This window comes from Vreelandella titanicae, from assembly GCF_014697095.1.
In the GTDB taxonomy this organism is placed as follows: domain Bacteria; phylum Pseudomonadota; class Gammaproteobacteria; order Pseudomonadales; family Halomonadaceae; genus Vreelandella; species Vreelandella titanicae.
Map to the genome: position 1 here is coordinate 4858146 of NZ_CP059082.1, position 18269 is coordinate 4876414.

Sequence of the window (18269 nt, forward strand, 5' to 3'; positions counted from 1 at the left end):
TTTTATGATGCAACAAAACATACCACTAACCCTCAGCTCTGATTACTGAAGGTTTTGGATTTCGTTCGGATGAACCGAACGAAAACCTACACTAATGCGGTTCCAGACGTTAATCGCCCCAATCAGTAATGTGAGGTCAACGAACTCTTTCTCGGTAAAATTCGCTAGGCCCTGCTCGTAATCCTTCGTTGGTGCGCCAGTGCCAGCCAACCTTGTCAACGCCTCGGTCCAGGCCAACGCCGCCCGTTCCCGTGGCGTATAGAGAGTGGACTCGCGCCAGGCAGACAGCAGGTAAAGGCGTGCCTCGCTCTCACCCGCTGCGCGGGCATCGCTGGTGTGCATATGCAGGCAAAATGCACAGCCATTGATCTGGGAGGCGCGTGTTTTAACTAGCTCAATCAGACTAAATTCCAGTCCACAGTGGCGAACGTACTCCTCTAGCTTAGTCATCGCGGTAATGCCCTCTGGAGAGGCTTTAAAGGCGTTCAGGCGTGTTTCCATTGTCTTGCTCCTCTGTTTTATATGGAGTGGAAAGCTATCCACCGGTCGTTCTACAGAGGTAGACGGAACAGCCTTAATGTTTGTGACATGGTGAGAAATAATTTAGAAAATAAAACGCCTGGGAGACGAGGAGTACGCCAAAGCATTGGCTAGTGGCCAGGGCATTTCGGATACTTATCGCTATCTCCCCTACCCTGTGGGCCACTCAATCACTCTCTTTTCCAACGGCTTTCACATGCCGTAGAGTAACGGCTGATATCAACGCAAGCGCCAAAAGGGTGGCGCCACTTACTGCGGCGGCCATATTCATACCTTGCGTAAACGCAGACTGGGCTTGCTCAAGTATCCCATCGGTAAGTCGTTCAGCAACTGACGTTGTTGCCCACAAGCTTTCTCCAAGGGCACGGGAGATATCGTCTGGCATCCCGTTAGGAATCGCACTGGCAATCTGCACGCGATACAACAGGGTCGCCATGCTGCCGAGAAGTGCTACGCCTAGTGCCACCCCCAACTCTTGAACCATCTCGGACATCGACGATGCAGACCCGGTTTTTTCCGGAGGTGCAGACCCTACCACCAAGTCTGTGCCCAGCGCGGCGATGGTACCCAGCCCCAGGTATACCAGTGAAAATCCGATTACGACCTGGAGTACCTGAACGGAGAGTGGGTCTACTTGAGCCAGAAAACCACAACCGATGCTTGAAAGCATAAGCGCTAAAGCAATAACAAACGCTGGCCGAATTCGGCGCGCAAAGATAGGGGCAAGGATACCGGCTAGTACCATCATCAGCGCTGGCGGCCCCATCCACAACCCAGCAATCAGCGGCGTGTAGCCCGCCACTAGCTGAAGATATTGGGTAACTAAGAGCATCATTCCCGCCACGCCCACCAGCCCTATCAGGAGTATAAAAAGGGCGGCAGTGAAGGTTTTACTGGCAAACAGTTTGAGATCAAGCAGTGGATCGAGAAGCTGCTTTTGGCGACGCACAAAGAACAGTGTTCCCACTACGCCTAGTGCGAGAGTAACCAATACCAGTGGCGTCAATCCTGCTTTAGAGAACTCCTTTATGGCATAGATACTTGGCAAAATTGCTATCAACAGCAACAGGACACTCAAAAGATCCAGACGGCCTGCCTGTGGGTTACGGTACTCCGGCAGGAGTAATGGGGCAGTTAACAACAGTATGATGACGATGGGCACGGCAATTAGGAAAGCGGCTCCCCACCAAAAGGGTGCTAACAGCAACCCACCGACCACCGGGCCTAACGCCATACCCAGTGCGAACATGGTTGCCCATATACCGATCGCCAGTGCCCGCTGGTGCAAATCAAAAAACATATTGCTAATCAGGGCCAACGTAGAAGGCATCAGGGTTGCTCCGGCAATACCCAGTGCTGCCCGCGCCACAATGAGCCACTCGGCATTGGGTGCATAAGCTGCAAACACCGACGCGACCGCAAACGCAGAGGCTCCCATCATCAGTAGCCGACGTCGGCCAATCCGATCCCCTAGCGTGCCCATAGTGATCAGAAAACCGGCGATCATGAAGCCATAGGCGTCCATAATCCACAGCGCCTGGGTACTGCTTGGCTGTAGCTCTACCGCCAGGGCTGGAAGCGCCAAGTAGAGAATAGTTACATCGAGCCCAAGCAGCATGGTGGGCAGTGCCAATACCGCAAGCCCCGCCCACTCTTTAAGGCCAGCCTTGTTATAAGGCCGTCCTCCTGCAACCGTATAGAGAGGGGTGTGAACATCACAATTGAATGACATGTAGCCTCCGACTTCATCATGGAAGCAGGCATTCTCAGACACTCAATATGAGGTTACAATATAGCCAATTATCCTATTACCAAAGGTAATAGCATGTCGAATCATAGGCTTGAACGAACACAGAGTGATCTCACCGAATTCCTGCTGCGGCATCGTCGCAAATTGACGCCCGCGGACGTTGGACTTCCCACCAGCGGGCGAAGGCGTACACCGGGCCTAAGGCGAGAAGAGGTTGCGGCGCTTGCTGGGGTAGGACTGACTTGGTACACGTGGTTTGAGCAGGGCCGTGACATTAAGGTCTCCGAACGCTTCCTGCTCAATATCTCCCGTGCCCTGAAACTGGATGACGCCGAGTGCTGTCATCTTTTTCTGTTGGCACACCGCCGAGCGCCGCCAGCAGAAGCGTATCAAGAGCAGAGCATATCTCCCCGGATACGATCGCTGATGGATGATCTCTCTCGCCCTAGCTACGTCATGAATCTGCGCTGGGATGTTATTGGCTGGAATGCGCAGGCCGATAAGCTACTTCAGTTCAGCAGCCGAGAGGCGTCTGAACGCAACCTGCTAAGGATGGTATTTACCGCCCCCGATCTACGCCGACGACTTCCTGACTGGCAACTGGATGCCTCGCATATGCTGGCGCAGTTTCGTTGTGACTTAGCTGTCGCCCCTGAAGACCCGATCATGCAAACGCTGATCGACGAGCTTTGTCAGTTATCTCCAGACTTTCGGCGCTGGTGGGAAGCTTCAAGTATGGAAGGCTACCATCGAGGAATCAGCAGCCTCCTCGATACAGAGGGCGGGCATCATACTTATACCCATGAGACGCTAATCGTTGATGAGCACCGTCATCTCAAGATGGTTGTTTACTTCGACAGCTAAATCGTTCCTATGCCATCTTCTTTCACGGAATATTGAAGAGAAGACTCAACCGTCACACGGTCTCTGCTTCACGTGCCTCACTCGGCGGGTGGCCAATAATGCGTTTGAACGCGCGACTGAATGAGGCTTCGGAGTCATAGCCAAGCCGGTTCGCGGCCACGGCGATGCGCATATTGTCCCGCGCTATCCACTGTCGAGCCTGAAACATCTTTACCCGCGCCACATACTTGGCGGGAGTCACCCCTAACATCCGGCTGAACTTATCGTTAAAGCTTGAGCGCGAAGCTCCCATGACATCCGCTAACTCGGCGACTGACCAATCGCGCTCCGGCTGCGTATGGATGGCTACCAGCACCTTGCCGAGTTGTGGGCAGCGCACGGCTGCAATCCAGCCGCTAGAGTCGCTGCAGGCACACTCAATCCAAGCACGAATAATAGTGGCGGCCAGCACATCGGCCAAACGGGCAAGTATGCCGCAGGCACCGATTCGATCCAGGCTAATTTCTCGCTCCATTGCCTCCAATAAGGCAGGTACCGAGGGATCACGTTTAGCCAAATCGCTAGCGCGCATCATGTCAGGCATTATCGCAATCAGAGGGTGTAGCGGGTCGAGATTGAAGTGCATGGCGCCACAAAAAAGCACATCCGGCTCAATATCACTCTCTTTTGACTCACTGTTCACCAGATAAATATTCTCGGAGACCGGCCTACGAGCCAACGTAGCCTTATCCACTGCAGGCACGTCCTGCGAGCTGGCCATTACGTAGGACGCTCCACGCGGAAAGAGCACCGCATCGCCAGCGTTCAGGTATGTCCACTCGGTTGTCTCGGTACGCAACCAACACCCGCCTTGAGCCACAAAAAGAAAAAGTGCTGCTGGCTGGGCAGAGGTTGCGACGGCCCAAGGGGCGCGCAGCAGGCAGCGCCCATACTCCACGCCCTCAAGGCGCAGGCCGAGCAGAATTTCAGTTAAGGTGTCGCGCATATTAATGAACCCGGTTTGGACAAATAGTCATGCTTTACGGATTTTATATCATAGAAAAGCCAAACCCTTAATTTTACACTGCAGCTTCAACTAACACTTTAGTAGGCCTGCAATGAACGACACTACTTGCTCCGCCAGCCCGTCATTACTAACGGCAACACCCACCGCTGAACCTACCTCAGCCAATTGGATGGGCATTGTCAGCCTCGCGCTGGGGGTTTTTGGTTTAGTGACTGCCGAATTTTTACCGGCCAGCCTGCTGACGGCCATGGCAGCGGATCTCAACATCTCCGTTGGCGCCGCGGGCCAAGCGGTCACGGCTACTGCTGCAGTAGCTGCGCTTGCCGCGCTAACAATCCCACTTCTGACCCGCAATTTTGATCGTAGGTTTGTGCTGCTTGGTTTATCGCTGCTGCTCGTCGTTTCCAACGTCTTGGCGGCAACGGCGAATAGCTTTTTTGTTTTAATTTTTGCTCGAGTACTGCTGGGAATTGCCTTGGGAGGGTTCTGGTCGATGGCCGCTGCCCTGGCAATGCGCATGGTGCCCGACAATCTGTTTGCACGCGCCATGTCTATTGTTTTGACCGGCGTGTCTGTCGCTACCGTTTGCGCAGCCCCTCTGGGCGCCTATATTGGTGGTCTCTGGGGGTGGCGCAGTGCGTTTATTGCCGCTAGTTGCCTTAGTCTAGTGACGCTCGTGACTCAGCTTTTCGTCATTCCTGCCATGCCGCCAAAAGACAACCCAAGCCTGCGCACTCTCTTCCAACTGCTCACACGCACGCAGGTTCGCGTTGTGCTGTTAGCCGTAGTGCTGATGATTTCAGGCCATTTTGCCGGATTTACCTACATACGACCGCTCCTTGAAGAGGTGGCGCAGCTATCCGTCAGTGCAATCTCTGCGGTACTACTCGGCTTTGGCATTGGTGGTTTTTTTGGCAATTTCGCCGGTGCATTTATCGCAGAACGTAGCGAGCGCAACGCCATTATGTTTGGTGGGGCACTCATTATTGCGATCACCATTACGCTACTGTTCGCGGGTAGTTTGGCTAGCGTTACTGCCGTGTCTATCGCACTGTGGGGGTTTGCTTTCGGCGCTTTTCCCATCGGATTTCAAACCTGGATAGTTCGTGCCGCGCCGGATCAAGTTGAAGCTGCAGGGGGCTTGATAGTTGCCGCCTTTCAGGTTGCTATCGCCAGCGGTGCTATAGGCGGCGGCATACTAGTGGATTACCTCGGCGCGCTGGGTGGGCCCCTATTAGCCCTGATCACTACCAGCCTGGGAACCCTGCTTGTGCTGTCATTTGGGCCACGCTCACAAAGCCCGGCCTGATAGCAAGAGAGCCGGGAGTAGTGAGACTTCCCGGCTCCTCAGTTGACTAGACCACCCAGCGGAAATGCGGTGATTCAAGCGTTACATGCCTCTTGCAGTTCCCGTTACCCACTGTTCATCACCGTTCAATATCGCACAGGAAACTCTCCAGAATGGCACGGCTTTGGGCCAGTTTGGCTGCTTTCTGGTCGGCAAACTCAATTTGTTCGTGCAAGACATTGCGTAGTTCGTCACAGGGCTCGAAAACTGGGCCCTCCCCTCTCACACACGGTAGGAATTGCTTGATGGTTGCCAGAGTCATGCCTGCTGAACCGAGCAGTTTGATCCGCTCGACAGTGCGAATCTCACCCTGCCCGTAATGACGGTACCCATTGGTGGCGCGCGTTGGCTTAAGCAAACCTTCCGCTTCATAGTAGCGCAGCATGCGAATGCTTACTCCGGTGCGTTTTGCCAGCTCGCCTATTTTCATTTCACTCTATTGACTCTTACAGCGCTGTTAGGGTTTAGGGTAGTGACTCCTCACTGCAAGTTCAATCAGGAGTTAATGCCATGTTCACTAACACCAGCACTTTTCAGGCCCATATTAATGGGCAACCAGCCACTCTTTCAGAGCTGATACCCCTGGCCTTTGCAGGGTTTGCCCATTTCACGGCCATGCAGGTACGAGATCGAGAGGTCAAAGGGCTAGATCTTCATCTTGCCCGCCTGCAGAAAGCGTCAAAAGAGTTTTTTGGAAAGATGCTTCCCGAGGAGCAACTGGTCTCCTACATCAAAACAGCTATTGATAAAGGCCCGAAAGACCAGTCATTAACGGTCACTCTCTTCTCCCGCCATGGCGAATTCACCGCGGCCAGCATGGATGCGGAGCCAGACGTGCTCGTCCGTAGCAGCGCACCGGCTAATGGCCCTAAAGGGCCGTTGAGGCTGAGTAGGGTAGATCACGAGCGACCTCTAGCTTCTATCAAGCACGTTGGTGAGGCGGGCAAAACCTACTATCTACATCAAGCTCTGCGCCAGGGTTTCGACGATGCAGCCTTTGTCGACCGCCATGGGCGATTGAGCGAGGCAACCATCTGGAACCTTGCCTTCTGGGACGGTGAGACGGTGATCTGGCCACAGGCAACGATATTGCAGGGCACCATGATGGGTATTGTTCAACGCCAACTAAACCGCCTCGGTATTGCCCAGCGCCACGAGGAGATCACCATTGAGCGTCTTCAGGAACTGCCCGGTGCCGCGGTGATGAATTCATGGACACCTGGGATCGCAGTCACTGCCATTTCTACCACTGCTTTTGCAGAAATAACCCCGTTCATCAGTCTGCTTCATAAAGCCTACCAAGCTGAGCCCAACAGTGTGTTGTAGGGGGTCTTTCCATATAGCGCGGAATCTGAGACAACACCATCGATTTTCCAGCGTTGTCTCAGCAAGCTCTTCGGCAAAGTGCATTGCACATTGCCCCCCGCCACCACAAGAGTGAACACGGCCTTTCCGTTCAAACGTTGCAATCAACAGACCAGTTGCTCGCTCAATGCTGGTAAGCGCACCTTTATTTAACAAAAGGCTTTCAAGGGCCTGCATGTAGGCTCGCTTGTATGTGTTGAATTGCCATGCCTTACTCACTCTTATAAGGGTAGATTTAGCAAACATAATGTGAAATTTAATTAACTTTAGACTTAAGCCAATCGACAAAGGCCTGCATTTTGGCGCTATGCTGCCAACTTTGGGTCGGGATGTAGTAACACAGCATTGAATCAACGCCTTGATACGACATTGGCTGCAATGTGTTAGCTTTCACAAAGTCAGAAACCAGAGTCTCTGAACAAAACACCAGCCCTTTCCCAGCAATAGCTTCATACACGCCATAGAGCTCCTGATCAAAATATCTTATTTCAAAGTTTGGAAGAGACTCCCCATTTTCCATTAACCAGCTTTCCCAAGGTGAATCCGGTAATTTACTATTCTTCCATTTAGTCAGGTAGACAATAGGAGGCTTACCCGCTGTGATAGAGTTGATAAAAGAAGAGCCTCCATACACGTTAAAACGTTCTTTTTTCAATAAGCTTGACTCATCAACACGGGTTACGTCTCCCAAACGGATAGAGAGGGCATTAACTTTAGATGCCACCACTTCACCTGTTGATATTTCAACATCAATATTTTGATAGATTTTATTGAAATCATGTAATAACGGAATTAACACCAGGGCAGCAAAGGATGAAGTGGTATCAACATTCAGTCGTGATGCCCCTGACTTTATATTATCTAGCGCAGTCTGAATTTTCTGCAGACCTGCTGTTGTTGCCTCAGCGAGCTGGTGCCCCTCTGAAGTTAATATCACTTTTCGGTTTTTTCGGTTAAACAGCCGCACTCCCAACCTACTCTCAAGGTTGCTGATGTGGTGCGACACACCTGCTGGCGTTATCGACAGCTCCTCAGCGGCATCTTTAAAGCTCCCCAGTCGAGCTGCTGCTTCAAACACCTTAATCGCTTGCAATGAAGCCTTCACCGCCAGCCCCCCATTTTGGACTCAAACCCGTTTCTCAATAGGTAAGTTTTATTCATCTATCGAGCCAGTTTATTCATTTGTCGCAGTATTGGCAAAAAGGCAGCATAGCCACTCCACATCACTATCAGTCGAGCCCACTATGCACACATTACTTCATATAGACGCCAGCGTACGCAAGACGTCCAACCCAAACCCCGACCACAACTCAATATCAAAGCGCATTGCTATGCAGTTTGTTGATAAATGGAGGTCTGCTAAAAGTACAGATAATTACATTTATCGTGATATTGGCTTAAATCCACCAGCTTTCATTGACCAAGACTGGATAGGCGCTGTGTTTACTCCGGATGACCGAAAAAGTTCTGAGCAACTCGAAAAACTGGCTTTATCAGATCAGCTATTTAACGAGTTATCTCAAGCGGATGTCATTTTAATATCTTCACCTATGTACAACTACGGCATGCCCGCCCCTCTTAAAGCATGGTTCGATCAGGTAATGCGTATAAATAAAACATTTAGCTTTGACTTGGCTCGTGGCGACCATCCTATAGAGCCCCTTTTGTCTGGAAAAATACTTATTTTAGTGACCTCATGCGGAGAATTTGGGTTTGGGCCAGGAGGTGAACGTGAGCATATGAATCACCTCGGGCCACACATTAAAACATTGGGCAGATACTTGGGTGTCGAGTCATTTTATGAAATAACGTCAGAGTACCAAGAATTTGGGGACGAAAGGCATAAGGAATCAGTTGCTAATGCGCTTAAAAATGCAGGATTACTAGCGACTGATTTGGCTAGCAAAGCATAAATCCTTAAGCAGTAGTAGGGCAGTGCAATATGCGCTGCCCTGCTTAAAAGCTATTAATCTTGAACAGTAATACAGAAACTGCAACGCTAACCTGCCGTTTTAGGTGGGCTAAACGCTTTACTGTAATAGCCAGATGGATCGAAGCAGCAAACGCGGCGCTTTCCAGAAGCAAGCATGTCGCAAGCATCGAGAATCCGCTTCGCTCGAGTCTTGGACTGCTTGGCGGACGTAATCCAATGAATCCAGTCCAGGCGAGCAATCGTCGTGGTATCGCTCCAAACGGCTTGAGCTTCTGGAGACGCTGCAAGGGCATCCTGCAAATCAGCGGGCACCTCGGGTTCAGGCTCCTGCTCTACGGGCGTAATCTCAAAGGTGACATCGTCGCCACTGTTAACGCCTGCCGATTCAAGCAGCTCTTTACTTACCCGCAACCAATGGCTCAATTGGCCGTCCGGTTCAAGAGTAGCCTGGAAGGCATAAGTATTGAGAGTGCCCTCTACCGTTGTCCTGCCTCGCCGTGGGAGCTTCTCACTCACGCTTTTGGGCAGCACGACAAAAGCCCATGAATTATCGCTATCCTGCTTGGCGGGCCGAAGAAGCGTTGCTTTAAACTGAGATGTCATAGCTCTTTGTATCCTACTTTTAGTGTGGCAATTAACAGTACTCCAATCAAAAGGGACAGCCCCTCCTTCAGAACGGGCTGCCTGTGGCATGCTGCTGCATAGCTCAAGGCCCCTAATCCTGATTATAGTCAGAGTGAGGCCCTATATTCAGACGCGATTTATTGATACTCCACCATCTGCCAATAGTGCCGTTCCGGTCGTAAAGCTGGACGCATCTGAAGCCAGGTAGAGTGCGGATTGAGCAATCTCTTCAGGCTTTGCCGTCCGCTTCATTGCATGTAGGTTGGCTACGAACGCTAATGCTTCGGGAGTGTTGGCAAACTCCCTGGCTGCAGCAGTATCCGTGCCTCCCGGTAGTAGCGCATTCACTCGAATGTTATCAGAGCCATATTCACAAGCGAGTACTTGCGTCAGCCCGATTAATCCCGCTTTACTGGCCGCATAAGCAGCCATGCCTGGCATTCCAGCGCTATAGCCAACAAATGTTGAAGTGAAAATTAACGAACCACCGCCACTCGTTAGCATGGCCGGCAGTTGATACTTAGCTGCCAGAAAATCGCTCGTTAAATTGGTCGTGATCACCTGATTCCAATCGGCCAACGACATCTCGGGCACCGGCCCCATCGCACCTAAAATGCCTGCGTTGTTAAATGCCGCGTCCAATTGACCAAACCTCGCGAGCGTCTCGTCAACGAGCTTTCTGGCGAAATCCTCATCACCTACGTCGCCAGCAACCGCTAACGCTTGGCCACCCTCCTCTTTTATTGCGCTGACCAGCACCTCCAGCTCTGACTCTCTTCTGGCCGCTACCACGACAGTAGCTCCCTCCCTAGCGAAAAGCCGGGCAGTCGCTCTACCAATACCTGCGCTGGCACCAGTAACAATGGCAACTTTATTTTCGAGTGCACCCATCTTTATGACCTCCATCACTGTTCAGAAAAAGGGGAAATTCCCCCACCAACAGCGAAGATCATAAGAAGCCTTTTACCTGGCGCCGACCCGAAACTTGCTACATTGCGCAGGTACTAAAATGCTGAGCATACCTGTGGCCTTTTCAGGGCACGGCATAGCTGACCCGCCTGCTGATTCCCGACGAGCCGGGCTTCAACCTGTACTGTTCGAGCTTAAGGGAGTAGGGTAGCCCTCCGGATCGACTCCCCCAGCGCTTTGTTGCGATTCACTGTGGAAGTCCATCTGCCTCCCTATTTAAGGCGTTTCCAGCGCCTGACACTTGCACGACCTGATCGCCAACCGCGATATCATCTCGCTACAGACATACCTAGAAAGATGTTCTGTTTTTTGCTTACGTCCTGTCGCGGCCACTCCTTCAAGGGAACTGTGGTTGCTATTTAGGATGCTAGGGCTGCAAAGCCTATGGGTATTCAATGAACGAAGAAAGTTTCTATCAATTCTCGACCGTGACTGTGCTCGCCTTGTTGGCGTTTTTTTACGGCGGCACTTACCTGCTGACCTTGCTGATCAAGAAGAAAAAGGAAAATACTGACGCCTTTATGGTGTCTAATCACCAGATCGGCTTTGGCCTTGGCGCTGCCAGCATGACCGCCACCTGGATCTGGGCAGCCTCGTTCTACGGCGCCGCCACCTCGGGTTATACCTATGGCATTTCCGGCCCTTTACATTACGGGCTGTGGGGCGCGCTGATGATTCTGTTTATCTACCCCTTTGGCCGACGTTTTCGCAAACTGGCGCCCAATGCGCACACCCTGGGTGAGCTTATCCATGCCCGCCATGGTTCTTCCAGCCAGCTGATTCTTGCCTCCTCCAACATCCTGGGCAGCATCATCAGCCTGATGGTCAACTTCACCGCTTCCGGCGCGCTGGTTTCGGTGCTTTCGCCCCTTTCTTTCCAGGCCGGTGTGGTTATTGCTGGGGTCGGGGTGCTCTCCTATACGCTGTGGTCAGGCTTCCGCGCCTCAGTGCTGACGGACTTTGCCCAACTGATGGCGATGATGGCCGTGGCCATCCTGATTATTCCAGCGGTAATGTTTGCTCTCGGCGGCCCGGAAACGCTGTCAGACGGCATGAGTCTTCTTACGCCAGAACAAGCCAACCTGTTCTCGATGGACGCGATCCTCAATCAAGGTGCGCCCTTCTTTGTAGCGGTGCTAGCATACGCCATTGGCAACCAGACCATTTCCCAGCGCCTATTCGCCGTGCGTGAAGATCATATCAAACCGACCTTTATCACCGCGACCATTGGTTATGGTGCCATTGTCATTGGTCTTGGCATGATCGGCTTGATGGCATTGATGACCGGCATGGAGCCGATCGATGGCGACATGAACAATCTGATTCCGCAGATGGTTTCAATGTACCTCTCACCGGTGTTTATCGGGTTGTTCTTTATTCTGGTGATCGGTTCGCTCTCCTCCACTGCTGACTCGGATCTTTCCGCCATGTCGGCGATTGTGATGGCCGATGTCTACGGTAAAAACATTGCCAAAAACAAGCCCGACCCGACCAAGATGCTGTTTATTGGCCGGTTAACCATGATCGTCGCGACGCTGATCGGGGTGATTCTTGCCAGCTTCTCGATGGACATTCTGATCATGCTGGTCTTCGTTGGTGCGCTGTGGGGTGCAATTGTGTTCCCGGTCATCGCCAGTTGCTTCTGGGATCGAGTCACCAACAAGGCCTTCACCTCCGCTGTCATCGCGGGCTTGGTGATGTTCTGTGTCGCACGATTCGAGCTAGTACCGATGATTGGCGTCACTGCGGGGCTGTTTGAACTACTCGCCGCCGTCGGCGGTGGTGTGGTGCTCGGTCTGATGGCCTTCGGCTTCTGTGGGCGCAGAATTGGTTTGGTTTTCGGCACACTCTGCGCCATTGTGCTGGCCTACTTCTGCGTCGGATTCCTGCGGGACTACACCGTGCTGCTGGCTTCCTTAATGGCTTACGGCGTCAGCACCATCTTCTGCATCGCGGTCAGCCTGATGAGTTCCAGTAAGTTCGACTTCTCGCAGATCGATCAGAAAGTGATCAACTACGACCCGACCAAACCTGCGACGCAAGGCTAAGTCCAGCGCCACGCTAGATTCATCACTTCATCCGCTGGTGCGCCAAGCGCACCAGCCAGACAATAGGAAAGCGCATGCAAACCTTTATCTTGGCGTTATATGTACTGATCTGGCCGTTGATCTCACTTGTCATCTTCGCGGTGATTGGCATCGCCACCGTCAAAGACATTCGCATTGCACGACGTGATAAGCGTGAACTGGTGTGATGTAGCTCTTCATCGATGAACAGTAACAGTGGTTAAGGAAAATAGAGGCAAGGAAAAGAGATGCGGCAAAGGATTGCCGTGGTTTGTAACCCTACATCAAGCTCCAAAATGCATCGACCAGCGGGTTTTTTAAGTTTTTCTTTAACGTAAACAAGCCAATATCGTAGGGTTCCAGCTCAGGCTTCACATCAAGCACCCGAATACGATCCTTCAATGGGCTGTTATCGAGCACAATTTTTGGCACTACGCCAATGCCGAAGCCCAAGCTCACCATACTTACAATCGCCTCATTGCCCGTGACCTGTGCATAAATGCGCGGGGCAATATCGCGTTGGCGAAACCATTCGTCCACACGAGTTCTTGAGACACCGCTTTCAGATAAAATCATCGGGATATTCGCCCACTCTCCGGGTGCGGTTGGCGAGGTCGTGGGAATATTTGGCACTTGCTGCTCAAGTGGTGCGATAAATAACAAAGGCGATGTGGCAATGGGCTTGAATGCTAACCCGCGAGGTAAGTTTGCGGGGCGTGCCGCGATGCTGAGGTCTTCTTTACCGTCCAGAACATGCGCAATCGCGTGTTCTGGATCCCCCGTGCGCAGCTTTATTTCAATCGCAGGATAGGCGATACGAAAGCGACGCAGCAGCTCGTACAGAAAACTGTAGCTCGCGGTGACTGAACCGTACAAGCTGATTTCACCGCTTAATTGATCAGAGTTGTCAGTTAACTCATGGCGGATCAAGTTCCACTGGCTGCTGGTATCGCGCGCGTATTTAAGAAATTTCTGGCCTTCCTGAGTCAATGCCACGGTTCGATTGTCGCGATTAAACAGCGGTACACCCAGCTCGTCTTCTAAATGACGAATGTTGCGCGACAGCGCAGAAATGCTGATATGACACTCATCGCTGGCGCGTCCAAAATGCAGCGTTTCTGCCAGGGCAAGGAATTGTTTTAAAAGTTTAATATTCATAATAAGACCGACGCTCCGCGACTGCGCTTGTGGCGATGTCCGAATACTAACCGACAGTTGCGAAAAATGGGACGTGTTATTGCAAATATATCAATTTAAGAAAGAGTCACTCTTCTATACATTACCTCTCATCACATGCTCTTACCGACATGGCGCTAGCGTTTCCCCCTAGCGACGGTGTCACCTTTTTAATATCGGTGTACCTTACACCGACACATTGATCATAAAATTAGGATGCTAACGATGGCTAACTATTTCAATACGTTACCGCTACGCGAGCAATTGGCTCAGCTAGCGCAATGCCGCTTCATGCACACCGCTGAGTTTGCTGATGGCGTCGAAGCGCTAAAAGGCAAAAAAATGGTGGTTATCGGCTGTGGCGCACAAGGCCTTAACCAAGGTTTGAACCTACGTGACAGCGGCCTAGATGTTTCTTATGCACTGCGTCCTGAAGCCATTGAGCAAAAGCGCCAGTCCTGGAAAAACGCCACTGAAAACGGTTTTGTGGTAGGAACTTACGAAGAGTTGATCCCCACCGCAGACGTTGTTTTGAACCTCACCCCTGATAAGCAGCACACTTCAGTAGTGAACACAGTGATGCCGCTGATGAAGGAAGGCGCCTGCCTGTCTTACTCTCACGGTTTCAACATCGTAGAAGAAGGCATGAAAATTCGCGACGACTTAACCGTCATCATGGTGGCACCGAAGTGCCCTGGCTCTGAAGTTCGCGCTGAATACGTGCGTGGTTTCGGTGTTCCCACCTTGATCGCTGTTCACGAAGACAATGACCCCAAAGGCGAAGGCCTTGCGCTCGCCAAAGCTTACGCTGTAGGTACTGGCGGCCATAAAGCGGGCGTGCTGATGTCCTCTTTTATCGCGGAAGTGAAATCCGATCTGATGGGCGAGCAAACGATCCTTTGCGGCATGCTGCAAACGGGCTCCCTGCTTTGCTTCGACAAGATGGTCGAAGAAGGTATCGACCCGGGTTACGCCTCTAAGCTGATCCAGTACGGCTGGGAAACAGTCACCGAAGCGCTGAAGTACGGCGGTGTGACAAATATGCTAGATCGTCTTTCTAACCCAGCGAAGATTAAAGCGTTCGATCTTTCTGAAGAGTTAAAAGACATCATGCGTCCGCTGTACAACAAGCACCAAGACGACATCATGAGTGGCCACTTCTCTAAAACGATGATGGAAGACTGGGCGAACGATGATGCGAACCTTCTAAAATGGCGTGCAGAAACGGCTGAAACGAACTTTGAGAAAACACCCGCTGGCGATGTAGAAATCTCTGAGCAAGAGTTCTTCGACAACGGCATTTTGATGGTCGCTATGGTGAAAGCCGGTGTTGAACTTGCTTTCGAAACCATGACAGCGGCGGGCATCATCGCTGAATCGGCTTACTACGAGTCGCTACACGAAACGCCGCTCATCGCGAACACCATCGCGCGTAAGAAATTGTACGAAATGAACGCGACTATCTCTGATACGGCGGAATACGGTTGCTACCTCTACAACCATGCCTGTGTGCCACTGTTGGCAGACTTTATGAAAGGCATCAAATCCGATGTGATCGGTAAAGGGCTTTCGCTAGACGACAACGGCGTTGATAACGCACGCCTGATCGAAGTTAACACTGCCCTTCGTTCACACCCCGTAGAAGCCGTTGGCTCGGTTCTTCGTGGCTACATGGCTGACATGAAAAAAATCGTTTAATCGCCTGATTAAACGATAGACGTTCAGGTCATCAAAACCTAAGCCGTCAAAAAAAGCCGAGATATCATCACGATATGCTCGGCTTTTTGGTTCCCCGAACAGCGTAAGGAAGAGAGTAATGGATTCGTTAACCCGCCTAGACAATATTCGCCTATCAAAAGCGACGGTTAGCTTTGATGATCGTTTCACACTAAGCGAGATTGATTGGACCATTACGCCAGAACAGCATTGGGTTATCACTGGCCCCAATGGCGCAGGTAAATCCGCCCTTGCTGCTGCGCTCGCGGGCATTGGTGACATCCAGAGCGGAAGCATTCAAGGCCTTCCCAACAACGTGGAAATCGTCTCTTTTGAAGCACAGGCAGAGCTCATCGCCCAAGAGTTGAAAAAAGACGACGCCGACATTATGGACGTCATTTCACTCGGCACTCCCGTCAGTGAAATGATTTTCGACCACTGCCAAGACACTGAACTTGCCCAATCCTTGGTCGAGAAATTTGGCCTAGGGAAACTGCTCGATCGCGCGTTTCGTAAACTTTCCACCGGTGAAACCCGCAAAGTCATGCTGATTCGCGCGCTGGCCAACAAGCCTGATTTACTTATTTTAGACGAACCATTCGATGGCCTGGATGTAGACACGCTCGCCATGCTGCAAGCACATCTAGCCTCTATCATCGACACCGTTCCCATGGTCATGGTGTTGAATCGCTTTGATGAAATGCCAGACTTCATCACCCATGTGGCCTATCTAGACAAAGAGCGTGGGGATAAACAGAGTGGCGACAAAGGCCGCTTGAAGCTCACGGTAGACCGTCAGGATGACGCCGCCTTCAATGAGCTCTACCAGTTACTGCATTTGAAAACCACCGACCTAAGCGTGCCAGAGGCCGATCCCACCAGTAAGCTACCCGCTCTCAGCCCGAGCCAGCCATTAGTAAAACTAACGCAAGCGACCATCCAATACGGCGACACCGTGATTGTCGATAAGCTCGATTGGACGATAGAACGGGGCCAGCATTGGCAACTGAGTGGGCCTAACGGTAGCGGCAAAACCTGCGTTTTATCGTTGATCACCGGCGATCATCCGCAGTGCTATACCAACGATATTTTCGTGTTTGGTTTCCAGCGCGGTAACGGCGAAAGCATCTGGCAGATTAAACAGTTTATCGGCTATGTATCCACTAACCTGCAGTGGGAATACCGGGTTAGCACCAGCTGCAAAAACGTGATTATTTCCGGTTTCTACGACAGCATCGGCATGTACACCAAGCCCACTGACAGCCAGAAAAAAATTGCCGACCAATGGCTCGAACTACTGGGCATGCAAGACCGCGCCGACCAGCCGTTTAACAAACTCTCGTACGGCGACCAGCGCCTGCTACTCATTGCCCGCGCCATGGTCAAACATCCGCCCCTGCTGATTCTAGATGAACCTTGCCTTGGCCTGGACGACATAAACCGCCAACTCGTCCTCGCCCTGATCGAGAAAATCTGCCAAGGCTCAGAAACCACCGTGCTCTACGTCAACCACCACGCGGAAGACCAGATAACAGGCATAGAGCATTATTTAGGGCTGGAGAAAAATAACTAATTTTTCAAATAGTTAAGATCATTAACTATACTGAAAAATGGCCAGCCAGCTAGTCTTTTTTGTCTATCGTTACCTCAATCGATTTGCTATCGCCAGCAAACCATTTCTGAACATACAGAGTGCCCACGATAGGCGCCGTTCCTTCATCAGGCACTTCTTTATAGCGAACGCTGTTTTTGGTTTCTTTCTCGTATTCAAACAAAACTACTTTCTTCGACATGAAACATATCCAGTAAATAATAATTAGGACTTGGGCGACTAATGTCGCTCAACAGGCTTGTTAGGTTTTGGAATTAATCAGTCTCAAAGCGAACGGTTACTTTCGATCCGCACGCCTGAGCGACGCAACGCGCATAGCCTTCAAGAGATCATCGACCTTGTGATGATATAGATCAAGGTCTACGTTGGATGCAGGCGCAGCCTGTTGCCGTGCCTTCACGCATCACACGGAGGTGAATATGATCAGCACACTCAACATCCACGCCCAGTCACAAGCATTGCCCGGCAGCGAGGCCACCATGGATCCACCGGCCGAGATGATCCGCGATGGTTACAAGGGCGCCGACAAACTTGACGGCAAGGTCGCGCTCATCACTGGCGGCGACAGCGGCATCGGCCGTTCGGTGGCGATCCACTTCGCCCGCGAAGGGGCCGACGTGGCTATCGTCTATCTCAGCGAAACCGAGGACGCCACCGATGCCAAGCGTTTGGTCGAGGCGGAAGGACGCCGCTGTCATCTAATCGAAGGCGACCTGTCGGATGCCGACTTCTGCCGCCGCTGCATCGAAGAGACAGTTGATAAGCTGGGCGGGCTCAATGTGCTGGTCAATAACGCAGGGACACAATGTGTCAGTGAAAACCTCACCGAGTTGCCCGATGAGCAGTGGCGCCGGATGTTCGAGGTCAACATGCACAGCCAGTTCTATCTCGCCAAGTCGGCGCTACCGCACCTAAGCGAAGGCGACTCAATCATCAACACCGCCTCGATCAATGCCTATGTCGGCCCCGACTTCCTCGTCGACTACTCGGCCACCAAGGGCGCAATCGTCAGCTTTACCCGCAGCCTGTCGAATCAGGTAGTGGGGCGCGGTATTCGCGTCAACGCGGTAGCCCCCGGCCCGGTCTGGACGCCACTGCAACCCGCCACCCTGGGTGCCCATGACCCGCAGTGGCTGGAAGGCTTCGGCGAAGATACGCCGATGGGTCGCGCTGGTCAGCCCAGCGAACTTGGCCCGGTTTTCGTGTTCCTGGCCAGCCAGGATGCTTCCTTCATCAGCGGCCAGACGATACACCCCAACGGGGGCACCATCGTCAATGGCTGAGGCACGGAGCCTACTCA

18 protein-coding genes are annotated in these 18269 nt (G+C 52.0%); 9 read left to right on the forward strand and 9 right to left on the reverse strand.

What is annotated here, in order from left to right; genetic code table 11:
• Positions 1–42: 42 nt before the first annotated feature.
• Entirely contained in the window at positions 43–501 is a 459-nt protein-coding gene (locus HZS52_RS22425) for a carboxymuconolactone decarboxylase family protein (protein ID WP_039859289.1), read from the reverse strand.
• A 205-nt stretch (positions 502–706) separates the two neighbouring features.
• A complete protein-coding gene (locus HZS52_RS22430; RefSeq protein WP_223827994.1) occupies positions 707–2272 on the reverse strand; it encodes an MFS transporter in 1566 nt (521 codons plus the stop codon).
• A 93-nt stretch (positions 2273–2365) separates the two neighbouring features.
• On the opposite strand from HZS52_RS22430, the gene HZS52_RS22435 reads away from it, so the two are divergent.
• Positions 2366–3154: a helix-turn-helix transcriptional regulator gene (locus HZS52_RS22435; RefSeq protein ID WP_190373722.1), complete on the forward strand. Its 789-nt coding sequence runs from the start codon at positions 2366–2368 to the stop codon at positions 3152–3154.
• A 52-nt stretch (positions 3155–3206) separates the two neighbouring features.
• Here HZS52_RS22435 and HZS52_RS22440 read toward each other — a convergent pair whose 3' ends face one another.
• Complete coding sequence (locus HZS52_RS22440; protein ID WP_022520559.1) at positions 3207–4139, reverse strand: AraC family transcriptional regulator; 933 nt, start codon at positions 4137–4139, stop codon at positions 3207–3209.
• Positions 4140–4251: 112 nt separating this feature from the next.
• Between HZS52_RS22440 and HZS52_RS22445 the strand changes: the two genes are divergently transcribed.
• Positions 4252–5469: an MFS transporter gene (locus HZS52_RS22445; protein ID WP_190373723.1), complete on the forward strand. Its 1218-nt coding sequence runs from the start codon at positions 4252–4254 to the stop codon at positions 5467–5469.
• A gap of 118 nt (positions 5470–5587) precedes the next feature.
• Here HZS52_RS22445 and HZS52_RS22450 read toward each other — a convergent pair whose 3' ends face one another.
• Complete coding sequence (locus HZS52_RS22450) at positions 5588–5938, reverse strand: MerR family transcriptional regulator (protein WP_022520562.1); 351 nt, start codon at positions 5936–5938, stop codon at positions 5588–5590.
• Between the two features lie 80 nt (positions 5939–6018).
• Between HZS52_RS22450 and HZS52_RS22455 the strand changes: the two genes are divergently transcribed.
• Positions 6019–6834 carry an aminotransferase class IV family protein gene (locus HZS52_RS22455; protein WP_190373724.1) on the forward strand — a complete coding sequence of 272 codons (816 nt, stop codon included), beginning with the start codon at positions 6019–6021 and terminating at the stop codon, positions 6832–6834.
• A 295-nt stretch (positions 6835–7129) separates the two neighbouring features.
• On the opposite strand, the gene HZS52_RS22460 is transcribed toward HZS52_RS22455, so the two are convergent.
• A complete protein-coding gene (locus HZS52_RS22460; RefSeq protein WP_190373725.1) occupies positions 7130–7978 on the reverse strand; it encodes a LysR family transcriptional regulator in 849 nt (282 codons plus the stop codon).
• A gap of 139 nt (positions 7979–8117) precedes the next feature.
• On the opposite strand from HZS52_RS22460, the gene HZS52_RS22465 reads away from it, so the two are divergent.
• Positions 8118–8786 (forward strand): FMN-dependent NADH-azoreductase, encoded by a 669-nt coding sequence (locus HZS52_RS22465; protein WP_190373726.1) that lies wholly within the window; start codon positions 8118–8120, stop codon positions 8784–8786.
• 86 nt (positions 8787–8872) lie between these two features.
• Here the strand turns inward: HZS52_RS22465 and HZS52_RS22470 are convergent, their stop codons facing one another.
• Both HZS52_RS22470 and HZS52_RS22475 read right to left on the reverse strand, forming a co-directional pair.
• Positions 8873–9409: a YdeI/OmpD-associated family protein gene (locus tag HZS52_RS22470; RefSeq protein WP_141439698.1), complete on the reverse strand. Its 537-nt coding sequence runs from the start codon at positions 9407–9409 to the stop codon at positions 8873–8875.
• A gap of 147 nt (positions 9410–9556) precedes the next feature.
• Positions 9557–10321 carry an SDR family oxidoreductase gene (locus HZS52_RS22475; protein WP_190373727.1) on the reverse strand — a complete coding sequence of 255 codons (765 nt, stop codon included), beginning with the start codon at positions 10319–10321 and terminating at the stop codon, positions 9557–9559.
• A 473-nt stretch (positions 10322–10794) separates the two neighbouring features.
• On the opposite strand from HZS52_RS22475, the gene HZS52_RS22480 reads away from it, so the two are divergent.
• Together HZS52_RS22480 and HZS52_RS24560 are read left to right on the forward strand one after the other, a co-directional pair.
• A complete protein-coding gene (locus HZS52_RS22480) occupies positions 10795–12447 on the forward strand; it encodes a sodium:solute symporter family protein (RefSeq protein WP_190373728.1) in 1653 nt (550 codons plus the stop codon).
• 74 nt (positions 12448–12521) lie between these two features.
• Complete coding sequence (locus HZS52_RS24560) at positions 12522–12653, forward strand: putative transporter small subunit (RefSeq protein ID WP_022520569.1); 132 nt, start codon at positions 12522–12524, stop codon at positions 12651–12653.
• Positions 12654–12744: 91 nt separating this feature from the next.
• Here HZS52_RS24560 and ilvY read toward each other — a convergent pair whose 3' ends face one another.
• Positions 12745–13623 carry an HTH-type transcriptional activator IlvY gene (gene ilvY / locus HZS52_RS22485; protein WP_009287237.1) on the reverse strand — a complete coding sequence of 293 codons (879 nt, stop codon included), beginning with the start codon at positions 13621–13623 and terminating at the stop codon, positions 12745–12747.
• A gap of 243 nt (positions 13624–13866) precedes the next feature.
• Here ilvY and ilvC point away from each other — a divergent pair, with 243 nt between their 5' ends.
• A complete protein-coding gene (gene ilvC, locus HZS52_RS22490; RefSeq protein WP_022520570.1) occupies positions 13867–15339 on the forward strand; it encodes a ketol-acid reductoisomerase in 1473 nt (490 codons plus the stop codon).
• 118 nt (positions 15340–15457) lie between these two features.
• A complete protein-coding gene (gene modF / locus HZS52_RS22495) occupies positions 15458–16930 on the forward strand; it encodes a molybdate ABC transporter ATP-binding protein ModF (protein ID WP_190373729.1) in 1473 nt (490 codons plus the stop codon).
• A gap of 49 nt (positions 16931–16979) precedes the next feature.
• Here modF and HZS52_RS22500 read toward each other — a convergent pair whose 3' ends face one another.
• Positions 16980–17150 (reverse strand): hypothetical protein, encoded by a 171-nt coding sequence (locus HZS52_RS22500; RefSeq protein ID WP_190373730.1) that lies wholly within the window; start codon positions 17148–17150, stop codon positions 16980–16982.
• A gap of 238 nt (positions 17151–17388) precedes the next feature.
• Between HZS52_RS22500 and HZS52_RS22505 the strand changes: the two genes are divergently transcribed.
• On the forward strand, positions 17389–18252 hold the full coding sequence (locus HZS52_RS22505; protein ID WP_190373731.1) for an SDR family oxidoreductase: 864 nt from the start codon (positions 17389–17391) through the stop codon (positions 18250–18252).
• Positions 18253–18269 lie beyond the last annotated feature (17 nt).

What these genes read in the sequence shown, in the direction of transcription:
- HZS52_RS22425 (WP_039859289.1), bottom strand. Translation starts at nt 501, where the DNA reads ATGGAAACACGCCTGAACGCCTTTAAAGCCTCTCCAGAGGGCATTACC.
- HZS52_RS22430 (WP_223827994.1), bottom strand. Translation starts at nt 2,272, where the DNA reads ATGTCATTCAATTGTGATGTTCACACCCCTCTCTATACGGTTGCAGGA.
- HZS52_RS22435 (WP_190373722.1), top strand. Translation starts at nt 2,366, where the DNA reads ATGTCGAATCATAGGCTTGAACGAACACAGAGTGATCTCACCGAATTC.
- HZS52_RS22440 (WP_022520559.1), bottom strand. Translation starts at nt 4,139, where the DNA reads ATGCGCGACACCTTAACTGAAATTCTGCTCGGCCTGCGCCTTGAGGGC.
- HZS52_RS22445 (WP_190373723.1), top strand. Translation starts at nt 4,252, where the DNA reads ATGAACGACACTACTTGCTCCGCCAGCCCGTCATTACTAACGGCAACA.
- HZS52_RS22450 (WP_022520562.1), bottom strand. Translation starts at nt 5,938, where the DNA reads ATGAAAATAGGCGAGCTGGCAAAACGCACCGGAGTAAGCATTCGCATG.
- HZS52_RS22455 (WP_190373724.1), top strand. Translation starts at nt 6,019, where the DNA reads ATGTTCACTAACACCAGCACTTTTCAGGCCCATATTAATGGGCAACCA.
- HZS52_RS22465 (WP_190373726.1), top strand. Translation starts at nt 8,118, where the DNA reads ATGCACACATTACTTCATATAGACGCCAGCGTACGCAAGACGTCCAAC.
- HZS52_RS22470 (WP_141439698.1), bottom strand. Translation starts at nt 9,409, where the DNA reads ATGACATCTCAGTTTAAAGCAACGCTTCTTCGGCCCGCCAAGCAGGAT.
- HZS52_RS22475 (WP_190373727.1), bottom strand. Translation starts at nt 10,321, where the DNA reads ATGGGTGCACTCGAAAATAAAGTTGCCATTGTTACTGGTGCCAGCGCA.
- HZS52_RS22480 (WP_190373728.1), top strand. Translation starts at nt 10,795, where the DNA reads ATGAACGAAGAAAGTTTCTATCAATTCTCGACCGTGACTGTGCTCGCC.
- HZS52_RS24560 (WP_022520569.1), top strand. Translation starts at nt 12,522, where the DNA reads ATGCAAACCTTTATCTTGGCGTTATATGTACTGATCTGGCCGTTGATC.
- ilvY (WP_009287237.1), bottom strand. Translation starts at nt 13,623, where the DNA reads ATGAATATTAAACTTTTAAAACAATTCCTTGCCCTGGCAGAAACGCTG.
- ilvC (WP_022520570.1), top strand. Translation starts at nt 13,867, where the DNA reads ATGGCTAACTATTTCAATACGTTACCGCTACGCGAGCAATTGGCTCAG.
- modF (WP_190373729.1), top strand. Translation starts at nt 15,458, where the DNA reads ATGGATTCGTTAACCCGCCTAGACAATATTCGCCTATCAAAAGCGACG.
- HZS52_RS22500 (WP_190373730.1), bottom strand. Translation starts at nt 17,150, where the DNA reads ATGTCGAAGAAAGTAGTTTTGTTTGAATACGAGAAAGAAACCAAAAAC.
- HZS52_RS22505 (WP_190373731.1), top strand. Translation starts at nt 17,389, where the DNA reads ATGATCAGCACACTCAACATCCACGCCCAGTCACAAGCATTGCCCGGC.